At 56.4% G+C, this 13,402-nt stretch carries 12 protein-coding genes; 3 read left to right on the top strand and 9 right to left on the bottom strand.

Features of this window, described 5'->3' with window-relative positions; all coding sequences use genetic code 11:
- Positions 1–81 precede the first annotated feature (81 nt).
- Together AC07W5_RS12665 and betA are read left to right on the top strand one after the other, a co-directional pair.
- Complete coding sequence (locus tag AC07W5_RS12665) at positions 82–1,650, top strand: purine-cytosine permease family protein (protein ID WP_495023506.1); 1,569 nt, start codon at positions 82–84, stop codon at positions 1,648–1,650.
- 2 nt (positions 1,651–1,652) lie between these two features.
- Positions 1,653–3,341: a choline dehydrogenase gene (gene betA / locus AC07W5_RS12660; protein WP_494993164.1), complete on the top strand. Its 1,689-nt coding sequence runs from the start codon at positions 1,653–1,655 to the stop codon at positions 3,339–3,341.
- Between the two features lie 49 nt (positions 3,342–3,390).
- Here betA and AC07W5_RS12655 read toward each other — a convergent pair whose 3' ends face one another.
- Positions 3,391–3,933: a universal stress protein gene (locus AC07W5_RS12655; RefSeq protein WP_495023505.1), complete on the bottom strand. Its 543-nt coding sequence runs from the start codon at positions 3,931–3,933 to the stop codon at positions 3,391–3,393.
- 378 nt (positions 3,934–4,311) lie between these two features.
- A complete protein-coding gene (locus tag AC07W5_RS12650; RefSeq protein ID WP_494993162.1) occupies positions 4,312–4,542 on the bottom strand; it encodes a hypothetical protein in 231 nt (76 codons plus the stop codon).
- Between the two features lie 163 nt (positions 4,543–4,705).
- On the opposite strand from AC07W5_RS12650, the gene AC07W5_RS12645 reads away from it, so the two are divergent.
- A complete protein-coding gene (locus AC07W5_RS12645; RefSeq protein ID WP_495023504.1) occupies positions 4,706–6,364 on the top strand; it encodes a SulP family inorganic anion transporter in 1,659 nt (552 codons plus the stop codon).
- A gap of 61 nt (positions 6,365–6,425) precedes the next feature.
- Here the strand turns inward: AC07W5_RS12645 and AC07W5_RS12640 are convergent, their stop codons facing one another.
- The 7 genes from AC07W5_RS12640 to AC07W5_RS12610 all read right to left on the bottom strand — a co-directional run bounded on the left by AC07W5_RS12640 (position 6,426) and on the right by AC07W5_RS12610 (position 13,380).
- A complete protein-coding gene (locus AC07W5_RS12640) occupies positions 6,426–6,611 on the bottom strand; it encodes a CopG family transcriptional regulator (RefSeq protein WP_495013290.1) in 186 nt (61 codons plus the stop codon).
- A 233-nt stretch (positions 6,612–6,844) separates the two neighbouring features.
- Complete coding sequence (gene arsJ, locus AC07W5_RS12635) at positions 6,845–8,098, bottom strand: organoarsenical effux MFS transporter ArsJ (protein WP_495023503.1); 1,254 nt, start codon at positions 8,096–8,098, stop codon at positions 6,845–6,847.
- A gap of 9 nt (positions 8,099–8,107) precedes the next feature.
- A complete protein-coding gene (locus tag AC07W5_RS12630; protein WP_495023502.1) occupies positions 8,108–9,112 on the bottom strand; it encodes an ArsJ-associated glyceraldehyde-3-phosphate dehydrogenase in 1,005 nt (334 codons plus the stop codon).
- 684 nt (positions 9,113–9,796) lie between these two features.
- Entirely contained in the window at positions 9,797–10,258 is a 462-nt protein-coding gene (locus AC07W5_RS12625) for a DUF411 domain-containing protein (RefSeq protein WP_495023501.1), read from the bottom strand.
- A 145-nt stretch (positions 10,259–10,403) separates the two neighbouring features.
- The gene (locus AC07W5_RS12620; protein WP_495023500.1) at positions 10,404–11,384 is read right to left on the bottom strand and encodes a copper resistance protein B; all 981 of its coding nucleotides are present in this window, start codon (positions 11,382–11,384) and stop codon (positions 10,404–10,406) included.
- Positions 11,356–11,481, bottom strand: a complete 126-nt coding sequence (locus AC07W5_RS12615) for a hypothetical protein (protein ID WP_495023499.1) — start codon at positions 11,479–11,481, stop codon at positions 11,356–11,358. Before AC07W5_RS12615 ends, AC07W5_RS12620 begins: the two co-directional genes overlap by 29 nt.
- 12 nt (positions 11,482–11,493) lie before the next feature.
- Positions 11,494–13,380, bottom strand: coding sequence for a copper resistance system multicopper oxidase (locus AC07W5_RS12610; protein WP_495023498.1), 1,887 nt, complete (start codon positions 13,378–13,380; stop codon positions 11,494–11,496).
- Positions 13,381–13,402 lie beyond the last annotated feature (22 nt).

Raw genomic sequence — 13,402 nt, 5'->3', positions numbered from 1 at the left:
ACGGCAAGGACGCGCCCGGGCTTCGTTCACCCGAAAGAATGCGGTTATCTCGTCATGATCTTCCAACAATAAGAGTACGTCATGAACACTAACGCCAAGTCCGCCCCGAGCGTGTCCAGCCTTGACGACAAGTCCGTCGTCGAGGGGCATTCGATTGACTTCATCCCCGAGAACGAGCGCACCGACAAACTGTCGAGTCAGGGTCCGTTCTGGTTCCTCGGCAACTTCACGTTCTTTACCATGACCATCGGCTTCGTCGGTCCCAGTGTCGGACTGACCGCCTTATGGACCACGCTGGCCGGTACGCTGGGCATCATGTTCGGCACGCTGTTCATGGCCTTTCATGGCTCGCAGGGGCCGCACCTGGGGCTGCCACAGATGATCCAGTCGCGTGCGCAGTTCGGCTATCGTGGCGTTATTCTCGTGCTGCTGGCGACGCTGTTTGTGTTTGCCGGTTTCAACATCGTCAATCTCGTGTTGATGATGCAAGGCCTGCACACGCTATTCGGCTTCAACCCCGCAGTGGTGGCGGTGGCCGTGACGGTGCCGGCCGCCATATTGGCCATCCTCGGCCATGACTGGATGCACCGCAGTTTCAAATGGGCGTTGTATCTGTCGATTCCACTTTACGGTCTGGTGACGCTGGCAGTGCTGATGGGCTGGGTTCCCGATGCGCCGATACCGGTGCTTGCAGCCGGTGAAATTGCTTCGCCACCGTTGGGCTTCAACTGGACCGGTTTCATCGCCCAGTTCGCGGCGGCGGCGAGTTACAACATCGCTTACGCGCCTTATGTTTCCGACTATTCACGCTACCTGCCCAAGAACACCTCGAGCGGGAAACTGATTGCGGTGGTGTTTCTCGGGGCCTCGTTGTCCGGCGCGTGGATGATATCCGTGGGTGGCTGGCTGGCCGATCACCTGCATTCCACTGACGTGCTGGTAGCCCTCGGGCAAGTGGGCAACACGGTGTCGCCGCTCATCGGTACCGCAGTGGTGGTCGTCACGATCCTGGCCTTCCTGCCGGTCATCGCGATGAACATTTACAGCGCGAAGCTGACCACACTGACCTGTGTCGATTCGATCAAGCACATCGAGCCGACACGCAAGGCGCGTGTTCTGGCCATCGGTTTCGTGATCCTGCTGCAACTGGGCGTGGCCCTGAGCATCCAGAGTTCGGGTAAAGGACTGTCGGTGCTGGGTATCTACCTGGTGGTGATGCTGTACTTCCTGGTGCCGTGGACCTCGGTCAACCTCACCGACTATTTCTTCGTCCGCAAGGGCCGCTACGCCATTCCGCACTTCTTCATGCCGCACGGCAACATCTACGGCAGTTGGGGCCTGCGCGGCATCGCCGCGTACGCGATCGGCTTCATATCCATGATCCCGTTCTTTTACATCTTCGACGGCGTTGAACAGCGTGAGGTCTATGTCGGCCCACTCGCAAAAGCACTCGGCAGCATCGATATCGCCTGGCTCGTCGGGTTGATCGTGTCGGGGTTGGCGTACTACTGGCTCAGCCGCTCGATTGACCTTGCGCGTGAAGAAGCCGTCATCCAGCACATCGAAAAAACATCTCCGCAATACACCACTGGCGACAAGCTGACCAAGCAGGCATTGCCGGTTTTCAACGGATCGACAGTCGGGAGATAACCATGACTATCCAAAAATACGATTACATCATCATCGGTGCAGGCTCGGCAGGTTGTGTACTGGCGAACCGTCTGAGCGAAGACCCCGACACCTCAGTGCTGGTGCTGGAGTTCGGCGGCAGTGACCGCAGTGTGGTGATCCAGATGCCAAGCGCGTTTTCGATCCCGATGAACACCAAGAAGTACAATTGGCGCTACGAGACCGAGCCGGAGCCTTACCTCAATGGACGTCGCATCCACTGTCCAAGAGGCAAGGTTCTGGGCGGTTCATCGTCGATCAATGGCCTGGTCTACATCCGTGGCCACGCTTATGACTTTGACGAATGGGCATCGCTTGGAGCTCAGGGCTGGGGTTACCGCAATTGCCTGCCTTACTTCAAGCGGGCAGAAAGCTACGAGGCAGGTGGCGACAGCTACCGTGGGCAAACCGGGCCGTTGCACACCACCAACGGCAATAACATGAAAAACCCGCTGTACGGCGCCTGGGTTGAAGCCGGTGCCGAAGCGGGCTACATCAAGACCGACGACTGCAACGGCTTCATGCAGGAAGGTTTCGGTGCCATGCACATGACAGTGAAAAATGGTGTGCGCTGTTCCACGGCCAACGCTTATCTGCGGCCGGCCATGGGGCGCCCGAACCTGACCGTGGTCACTCACGCGATGACGCGGCAGATCATCCTTGAAGGCAAAAAAGCCGTCGGGATCAGCTATGACCACCAAGGCCAGACCCACCAGGTCTATTGCAATCGGGAAATCCTCGTGTCGGCAGGTCCCATCGGTTCGCCGCACCTGCTGCAACGTTCCGGTATCGGTCCGGCTGAAGTTCTGCGCAAAGCCGGGGTCGAGGTCCGGCATGACCTGCCGGGGGTAGGGGAGAATCTGCAGGATCACGCAGAGGTCTACATCCAGTTCGGGTGCAAGGAACCGGTGACGCTCAATAGCAAAATGGATCCCCTGAGCAAGCTGTTGATCGGCCTGCGCTGGCTGTTGTTCAAGGACGGGCTTGGCGCCACCAATCATTTCGAGGCCGGTGGTTTCATCCGCTCCGAGAAGGGCCTGCGCTGGCCGGACATCCAGTTTCACTTTCTGCCCGCGGCAATGCGTTACGACGGCAATAAACCGATCAAGGGCCATGGCTTCATGGTGCTCACCGGGCCGAACAAACCCAAAAGCCGCGGCTATGTGCGAGTCCGTTCCGCTGACCCTTACGAGCATCCGCAGATTCAATTCAACTACCTGCAAAGCGAGCAGGACCGGGAAGGTTTCCGCCGCTGCATACGCCTGACTCGGGAGATCATCGGTCAGCCTGCGATGGACCGTTTCCGCGATGTTGAGATCGCGCCTGGGCCGCAGGTGAACAGTGATGAAGAGATCGACGCCTTCGTGCGCGAGAATCTGGAGAGCACCTACCACCCTTGCGGTTCGTGTCGCATGGGCGAGGACGACATGGCGGTGGTCGATTCCGAACTCCGTGTGCGGGGTATCGCGGGATTGCGTGTGATCGACTCATCGGTGTTTCCAACGGAGCCCAATGGCAACCTCAATGCGCCGACCATTATGCTTGCCGAGCGGGCATCTGATCTGGTTCGCGGGCGCAAGATGCTGCCTGCGTCCGATGCAGCCGTCGGTCTCGCCAAAGATTGGGAAACCAGCCAACGAACATCGCTGCCGGGACGCAACGTCAGGGTTTGATCCAACCTAGCGTATCGCCTGCGCCAGGTTAACGGGAAGTTGGCCTGGCTCAGCCACGAAGGCGTCTTGTGTGGGGTTTCATAAGGCACTGAGTCTGAAGACGCGCTGGAGGTGGTGCGCTGACGACGGCGGGGAAGTGCCGAGCCTGTCGTGCTCGGCTTGATAAGCCTGTAAGGCGAGTTCCACTTTTCCGCCGCGGATAGCGGTCCGGACATCGCACCCGGTCATCTCCAGAATGGCTCCCGCCGCATCGAGTCGCCCCAGGTTCTTGGATGTTCCGGAATCGACCCAACAGTTCTCCGCTTCTTTGACGGAGTTCTGGTTTCATCACGCCATCAGCGATCGCTCGTTCCCGAGCGTTTTGAAGCATCAGGTAGCCTTGTTTCAGGGCTCTTTCGTGACGCTGTTCGTCCAGCGTCATAGCCTCTAACACGTGCGCCAGGCTACCGGGTCGAGTCTCCACGCAAGGGGGACGATCTACAACATTCAGGAGGGTCAACGGAAGGACGAAGTTGAGGCTGGCCCACGCGGCGTAGTCGCAGACGGCCGGAGAAGTATTTGAGCTATCGATACAGGCCAATATGTGAGTCATCTATACCCTCTTCTTGGCGGCCTTGAAGAGCCTATCAAGAGGTCGCTGCCCACCCGACTCGTTACGTAGCGTCAATACCATCCTGGCGGCATGTGCCGAAGCCGCGGGACTGTTGTATGTCTCAGAAATGAGTAACCACAGCCTGCGCCGAGGCGTGGCCACCAGAGCTTACCGTACCGGAGCGGATTTCTCGAGATTTCGCGGGAAGACATGTGGCGCTTCGATTCTTTCTTTGAGTGTGGCCGCATAATCCCTGGCCCCCTGCTCATTGCAAAACTCAACACTCCGGTCACCGAAGCAAACAGACCAAAGCTCTTCGCTTTGGTTAGACAGACGCTCAACCTTTACTGACATGATCAAACTCCAGGAGAGGAACAATCAGAAGTGAACTTCGGCGGACTTGATGCCAATGTCCCGAAGCTCATGGATCAGGTCATCCAGGTGCCCGAATGACTCGATTTCTTCGTTGTCATTGACCAGAAAGTAACTTCTTCCCGCCTCTTTCTTGAAAAGGATGATCCACTCGTTCGTGTTGGCCGGGTTGGCTATCACATGCGTGTCGAAGTGCATGCCTTCCCCGTGTTTGGTTTTGACGTCTTCGCGTTTCATGCGGATCTCCGAGCGTGGACTCATTGTGTCCACGAGCATGATTTTGGACCTTTCAGCACTGGATTTTCAGTGCGCTCGGGTGCTGTGCCAAGGGTAGCTCAATGGCTTTACTATTATCACTGCATGTGAATATTATGCACATGCCAACAGAGAGAGGCTAGTCATGATTGCGATACGAGAAGCTTGGAAAGCAGGCCTGTTAAGGCCTGAGCACTGGCTTCGAAATATCGTCTCTGGGGTCATCGTCGGCGTCGTGGCGCTGCCCTTGGCCATGGCGTTTGCCATCGCCTCAGGCGTCAAGCCTGAGCAAGGGATTTACACGGCCATTATCGGTGGCATCCTGGTTTCTCTCTTCGGAGGGAGCCGTCTTCAGATCGCTGGCCCGACAGGGGCATTTATCGTCATTCTGGCTGGCGTGACCGCTAAGTACGGCGTTGACGGCCTGCAGGTAGCAACGATGATGGCCGGGGTGATTTTGTTATTGCTTGGTATCACCAAGCTTGGGGTCATCATCAAGTTCATTCCCGACCCTGTGATTGTCGGATTCACTGCCGGCATTGGTGTGATCATTTGGGTGGGGCAATGGAAAGACTTTTTCGGCTTGCCGAAAATCGGCGGTGAGCATTTCCATGATCGGTTCTGGCATCTGCTCCAGGTGCTGCCCAACCTTCATGTGGCCACGACACTGTTAGCGCTTTTGAGTCTGGTGCTGGTAATTACAGCTCCCAAAATACCTGGCATAAGACGTGTACCGGGTCCCTTGGTCGCCATGGTTGTTGTGACGGTAATACAGTCTTATTTTCAGTTTGCAGGTGTTGCAACGATTGGCAGTGCTTTTGGGGGAATTCCCCAAGGACTGCCTGCGATTGGCCTGCCTGATATAACCATAACGCAGGTGATTGAGTTGATCGGCCCGGCGTTCGCGATCGCGATGCTGGGGGCCATCGAGTCATTACTGTCTGCTGTTGTCGCCGACGGTATGGCGGGTACCAAGCATGACTCCAATCAGGAGTTAATCGGCCAAGGCATCGCTAACCTGGTCACTCCCTTGTTTGGTGGCTTTGCTGCGACAGGCGCGATCGCTCGAACAGCTACCAACATCCGCAATGGCGGGACCAGTCCAATTGCGGGTTTTACCCACGCTCTCACATTGGTTTTATTGATCTCTTTCCTGGCGCCTCTGGCCTCGGATATTCCGCTGTGTACCTTGGCTGCGATCTTATTTATCGTTGCTTACAACATGAGTGAGTTGAAGCACTTCAAACGTATGGTCGAGCGTGCCCCAAAAGCCGACGTCGCTATACTTCTCATAACCTTCAGTCTGACCGTTTTCAGTGACTTGACGATCGCCGTGAACATCGGTGTCATTCTCGCCATGCTGCAATTCATGCGTCGGATGGCGTCTTCAGTCAAGGTGCAGCAAATGGTCGAAAAAGAGCTTGAGGTTGAGTTACGGATCAATGGCCATGTTCATCTTCCGCCTGGTGTTTTGGTTTATACCATTGAGGGACCGCTTTTCTTTGGCGCAGCAGAAACCTTTGAGCGCGTTCTGGCTCAAACGCACACGGATCCAGGGACATTGATTATTCGTCTAAAGCGAGTGCCATTCATGGATATAACGGGCTTACAAACGCTGCTCGAAGTCATTGAGCACTTACGTAAGCGCAGCATTGTCGTAAAACTGTGCGAAGCCAACGAGAAAGTCCTTGGCAAGCTGGACAGGGCAGGGATACTCCAAGCGCTTGGCTCAGAGCATTATCATGCTGACTTCAATGGTGCATTGGGCCGTTTCGAGTTTGACAAGTTGCCAGGTGACAGCTGAGTGGGCGTTACAGGCAGAGCGATGATCTGGCTCCCATCGTGCCAGCCCATTGGCAAGTGAATCACTTACCATTAGCCACAATTTTGCTCTTGGTCGAGTAGGACACGCCATGTGTCTCCAGGTAGTCTCGAATAAGCTGACGGACGACCTGTGAAGGGGTCAGATCCTGAGATGCACAGAGCTCCTCAAGGGCTTTTTTCTTGACGGGATCAATGAGCACAGTCAGTCGTGCGGTCTTGTTTTCCATGGAGTTGCCAGTACCCTAAAACGGTCGATGATAATCAAATTGTAATGGTCGAGGCATTATTTGTCACCGTTTAGGTGCGGATTCCACGCCATCCGGACACTCAGCCCACCAACATCCGGACACCCGTTCCACGCTCATCTTCACGTTCGGTCAGCTCGCGGTCGACCACGTCTTTCCATGAAAGCCATCTGCAGTTTGAGATCTCATTTGCGGGGAAGGTTTTTCCGATGCGGTCATGCGCATGGGCCTTTCTTCCCGACGTCGTTAAGTAGCGACGCAGAATGCCTGGGCAGGCCTATGGAAATTAAGGCTGCGAGCAGCACGAATGCGCTCGATATCCATAAGCACGCACCCAGTCCATGCGCCTGATAAACCCAGCCGGAGAGCACAGTGCCTATCAGCCGTCCCATGGCGTTCGACATGTAATAAAAACCCACATCCAGCGACACGCCGTCTTCCTTGGCATAGGACACGATCAGGTAGCTGTGAAGTGAGGAGTTCACCGCGAACAGCGCACCAAAGACCATCAATCCCCCTAACAGCACCACCTGTTGCGACAGCCCGGTGTTCAACCCGAGGGCGATTGCCACAGGAAGCCCCGCCAGAGCCAGCGCCCAAAGGAATGCGGCGCGGCCATCAGGGACATGTCCACGTTTCTTGCCAGTGATGCGCGGGGCGAACGATTGCACGATGCCGTAGCCAATCACCCAGGCCGCGAGGAATCCGCCGACCTTCCAGAAATCCCAACCAAAGACGCTGCTCAGGTAAACCGGCAAGGCCACCACGAACCAGACATCACGAGCACCGAATAGAAACATCCGCGCTGCTGAGAGAATGTTGATCGCCCGGCTCTTGGAAAGGACTTCACGAAACCTGGGCTTGGCCTTGGCTTTGCCCAGGTCCTTCTTCAGCAGAATCAGGCTGCTGATCCAGATCAGCGCCAGGACGCTCGCCATGGCCAACAACGCACCCTTGAAACCCATCAGGGCGAGCAATGCCCCACCGAGAAAGAAACCGACGCCCTTGAGTGCATTCTTCGAGCCGGTGAGGATGGCTATCCATTGGTAAAGCTTGCCCTGTTGCCCATCGGGCACCAGAAGTTTGATGGAGCTTTTGGCACTCATCTTGTTCAGGTCTTTGGCGATCCCGGACAACGCCTGAGCGCCCATCACCCAGGGGATGGTCAACAAGGCTAAGGGCACCGTCAGCATCAACAGCGCCGCGACCTGGATGCCCAGCCCGATGTTCATGGTCCGGTTCAGACCCAGCCGGGCGCCGAGATAGCCGCCCACAAGGTTGGTGATCACACCAAAGAATTCGTAGAAAAGAAACAACGCCGCGATTTGCAGCGGGCTGTAGCCCAACGCGTGAAAGTGCAGCACCACCAACATGCGCAAGGCACCGTCGGTGAGGGTGAAGGCCCAGTAATTACCGGTGACGAGCAGGTACTGCCGCACTTCTGGAGCGAGGGCTGACAACGCTTTCATGACCGCTCCTTAGACTGCCAGCCCGACCATTCTGGCCAGTTCGACGGTGCGGTTGGCATAGCCCCATTCATTGTCGTACCAAGCGTAGAGTTTGACCTGGGTGCCATTGATGACCATGGTCGACAGTGCATCAATGATCGACGAACGAGGGTCGGTGCGGTAGTCGATGGACACCAGCGGGCGTTCCTCGAAACCGAGGATGTCCTTCAGCTCGTTTTCCGAAGCATCCTTGAGGAACTGGTTCACTTCCTCGATGGTCGTGGCGCGCTCGACTTCGAAGACACAGTCGGTCAGCGAAGCGTTGGCCAGCGGCACACGTACCGCGTGACCATTCAGACGTCCGCGCAGCTCCGGGAAAATCTCGGCGATGGCGGTTGCCGAGCCGGTGCTGGTCGGGATCAGGCTCATGCCCGAAGCACGTGCCCGACGCAGATCCTTGTGGGGTTGGTCGAGGATGCTTTGGGTGTTGGTCAGGTCGTGGATGGTGGTGATCGAACCGTGGCGAATGCCCAGTTTCTCGTGGATCACTTTGACCACTGGAGCCAGGCAGTTGGTGGTGCATGAGGCCGCCGTGACGATGCGATGTTCGGCGGCATTGAACAGCTGATGATTGACGCCCATGACGATGTTCAACGCACCTTTTTCCTTCACTGGGGCGCTGACCACCACGCGCTTCACACCTTGCTCGAGGTAAGCCTGAAGCACAGCGACGGTCTTCATCTTGCCGCTGGCTTCAATCACCAGGTCGCAGCCAGACCAATCGGTGTCGGCAATCGCCTTGTTGGCAGTTACCTTGATTCGTTTGCCATCGATGACAATGCTGTCGCCCTCGGAGTCGGCCTGGTAATTCCAGCGGCCATGCACCGAGTCGAAGTTCAGCAGGTGCGCGTGAGTCGCCGCGTCACCTGCTGGATCGTTGATCTGCACGAACTCAAACTCTGGCCAGCTCCAGGCTGCTCGCAGAGCGAGGCGACCGATCCGGCCAAAACCATTGATGCCAACTTTGATAGTCATGTTGTTGTGCTCTGTATCTGTTGTCAGTGGGAGTTCGACTGGGCGTCGAACTGGCCGATGTGTTCGATATGGGCTGGATGCTGAATGGCGTGGCAGCTATTAGCGGTGCAGAGAAACAGGATTTTCATCGAGCGATCTCATAGTCGAGGGCGCAATCAGGCGATTTTGCTTTCGCAGCAAGCGGCTGCCCGTTCAGGACGGTCACCCATTTGATGCGCTCATGAATTTCGTGATGGGTGTGACGGAATGCGTCGGGTTTGGTGTTGGTGGCCGGATTCTCAAAGCTCCAGGCCAATGCCTCGCCGGCACCAGGTAGAGACAGGCATTGCGCTGCGGGTTATCGAATATATGATTTCCCGTATGAGAGGTAAAGCGTCAGCAGCAGATGAACTCGATAAGACCGTTGAACTCTGCTGAGCATCATTATTGCCCCCTGAATCCAGAGGGAGCGGGAGATCCAACCGGGGACGGCCAGAGGCGACCTGTGGGCGGAGGAGTGCTGGATGACTGGCTACGCTCACTCTGCTACTGGACATCTATACGCTTGGCTACTCCTGCGTGTAGCCAGCAGTATTGGATCTCGAATTCCAATCGAACAGGGGCGGATAAATCGCCCCTGGTTTTGCTGACGGATGAGATCGACCGCATCGAACCGGTTGCAGCCCCCCAGTACCTGAATCCAGATCAGGTTCCAGGATATTGCGCGATGATCTGATCGGTGCCTGCTTTAGTCAGGCCGACAATCTGATAAGCGTCGTGCTTTCCATCGACTTCCATCCCTGGCGAGCCTGCCGGCATACCGGGCGCAGCGATCCCGACCAGGTCATCGCGTTCGCTCATCGCAATTATTTGCTCAGCGGGTACGTGGCCCTCAACGAACTTCCCGTTGATCACCGCGGTGTGGCACGACGAGAGTCGTGGAACGACACCGAAGTCCTGTTTAACCGCACTCATGTTGGTTTCTACATGGTCAATGACGGTGAAGCCGTTGGCCTCAAGGTGCTGAATCCACTTCTTGCAGCACCCGCAGTTTGCATCTCGATGAACATCGATTGTCAGGGCCTGTGCCGCGTGAGCAGTTGAACCAATGAACAGTGCCGCGAATGTCGCGATGCGTAATGCTCGCAGACGAAAGTTATTGTGCATGGGTAATATCCTTGCCTTGGCAGCGGCGTGAACCTTTGAAGTTTCGACACCCGCTGCATGGGTGTGCTTGATGTTTCTACCTTGAGCGGGGGAGAAGTCTCCCCGATCACTCAAAGTGCTTGATGGTGTTGCTCAGGCAAATGACTCAGAACCACATCCGAATACCAGCCACAAATCGAGCCTCGTTGGTCTTTTGTCCTTCGTCTTCGGCCAGGTCGGCGGTTTTGCCGTAGGAGCGATTCCAGGTCACCCCGATATAGGGCGCAAATTCGCGGACAATTTCATAGCGCAAACGCAAGCCCACTTCGGTATTTGCCAAGCCCGAGCCAATGCCGCGCTGAGGATCGTTTTTCCCGTAAAGGTTCATCTCGGCGGTGGGCTGCAAGATCAGGCGATTGGTGAGCAGAATGTCGTAGTCACCCTCGAACCGAGCGGCGCTCTGGCCGTTCTCGCCGATGTAAGCAGTCGCTTCGGTTTCGAAGTTGTAGAGGGCCATCCCCTGAATACCAAGAGCCCCCCAAGTCTGTGGTGAGCCGGGTTTGAAGTCTTGGCGTACACCGGTGACGACATCCCACCACGGACCGATCGAATGCCCCCAAAGCGCCTGGAGTTCGGCGCTCTCGGTTACGCCGTTGGTACGTTCACCTTCCGAGCGCAACCACAGGCGATCAATGTCTCCACCAATCCATCCCTTTGCATCCCAGCTCAGTGCGCTGCCGTTGTCAGCATCCTGGTACTCGAACTTATCAAGCAGGATGAAGGCGTTGAGTTTTTTGTCGTGCACGCCATGACCAGCCACGGATGGAAAGGCGGCGGCACGATCAGCGTCGGTCAGTACGGGAATGGGGGTACGACTGGTGGTGGTCGCTCCTGAATCCATACTCATGTTGCTGTGGTCCATGCTCTCCATGCCGTCCAATTGGCCTTGGTCCATGTTCATCTTGCCGTGATCCATGGCCCCCATCTTGCTATGGTCCATGGTTCCCATCGAACCGTGATCCATCTCTTCAGCGGCGTTGGCCAAGGCAGAGAAAGCAGGACTGACGGAGACTGCCAGTGCAATCAAGGCTGGGCGTAAAAGCATACTGGTCATGATCTCAATCTGCCTGTTTGGTTTTTGGGTCATGATCCATCGACTCATGGCTCATCGTGTTGTGGTCCACTGCCCCGTGTTCAGGTTTGGACTCGCCCATCAGCGATTGACGATTTAGGTAAGTGCTCATAACCCGTCTCATTTACTCATCAACCCGTACTTCACGGAACATGCCCATTTCCATATGGAACAGCAGGTGACAGTGATAGGCCCAGCGACCCAGAGCATCGGCGGTGACTCTATAGCTGCGTTTGGTTCCGGGCGGCATGTCAATCGTGTGTTTGCGCACCATGAATTTGCCGTTCTCATCTTCAAGGTCGCTCCACATGCCGTGGAGGTGGATGGGGTGGGTCATCATGGTGTCGTTCACCAGCGTGATGCGCAGGCGCTCGCCATATTTGAGGCGCAACGGTTCGGCGTCAGAGAACTTGATGCCGTTGAACGACCACGAGAACTTCTCCATGTGACCGGTCAGGTGCAGCTCGATGGTGCGATTGGGTTCGCGGCCATCAGGATCCTGGAAAGTACTTTTCAGGTCAGAGTAGGTGAGCACGCGACGACCATTGTTTCGTAAGCCAATGCCGGGATCGTTTAGCTTTGGCGTTGGGCTCATGGCCTGCATGTCAACCAAGGGGTTGTTGGTTTCGGAAGCGGGGTGAGTCTGCATTTCTCCCCCCATACCACTCATGCCAGCCATTCCCGACATATCGCCATGGTCCATCCCAGCCATCTTGCTGTGATCCATGCCGGCCATGTTGGACATGTCGCCTTGGTCCATGCCGGTCATATCGCCTTGATCCATGCCAGTCATCTTGCTGTGATCCATCCCGGCCATGCCGGACATGTCACCTTGCTTCATATCGCCGCCGCCCATGCCCGCCATGCTGCCATGGTCCATCCCGGCCATACCGCCCATCCCCATGTCATCCATGGTCAAAAGAGGGCGGGGATCAATCGCCGGTACCGGCGCCTTCAACCCTTCGCGTACCGCCAGGGTTCCGCGTGCATAACCGGTTCGATCCATGGATTGGGCGAAGATGGTGTAAGCCTCTTCGCTGACAGGCTCCACGATCACGTCATAGGTTTCTGCTACGGCGATTCGGAATTCGTCGACGCTGACCGGGTTGACGTGCTGGCCATCGGCGGCCACAACAGTCATTTTCAAACCAGGGATACGAACGTCGAAGTAGCTCATGGCCGAGCCGTTGATAAAGCGCAGGCGCAGCTTCTCACCCGGTTTGAAAATGCCGGTCCAGTTGCCATTGGGGGCCTGGCCATTCATGAGGTAGGTGTAGGTATCGCCACTGACGTCTGCGAGATCGGTGGGGTTCATTTTCATTTCGGCCCACATCTTCCGATCGGCCACGGCTGCGGACCAGCCTTGCTTGCTGACATCGTCGATGAAGTCGCCAACAGTACGTTTGTGGTGGTTGTAGTAGTCCGATTGTTTCTTCAACTTGGCCATGACGCGACCAGGATCTTCATCGGTCCAGTCGGTCAGCATCACCACGTAATCGCGGTTGTATTGAAAAGGTTCAGGCTCTTTTGAGTCGATCACGATTGGACCGTAGACGCCTACCTGTTCCTGTAAACCAGAGTGGCTGTGGTACCAGTACGTACCGTTCTGGTGAACTTTGAACTTGTACTCGTACATGCCATCGGGTGCGATGCCATGGAAACTCAAACCAGGTACACCGTCCATATTGGCCGGCAGGATGATCCCGTGCCAATGGATCGAGGTGTCCTGGTCCAGACGGTTTTTCACACGCAGTGTGACCGTTTCTCCTTCGCGCCAGCGCAGCAGAGGCCCCGGCAGAGTGCCATTGATGGTCATGGCTGTGCGCGGCGAACCGGTGATGTTTACCGGGGTTTCACCAATAAACAGATCAAACTCGTTGCCAGTCAGTACGCTCGGCAGACCAGCACTGGTCACTGCCCATACAGGGGTGCGCCACAGACCAAGGCCGCCAAGAATGCCACCAGCGGCCAGGCCTTTGACGAAGGTCCGCCTAGAGGTTTTGGAATGCATGCCGTATATGTCCAATCAATCA

It is taken from the genome of Pseudomonas sp. GW821-FHT01E05, assembly GCF_059422425.1.
The sequence above is the reverse complement of the archived record's forward strand: the minus strand, read 5'-3'. Positions and strand labels throughout refer to the sequence as shown.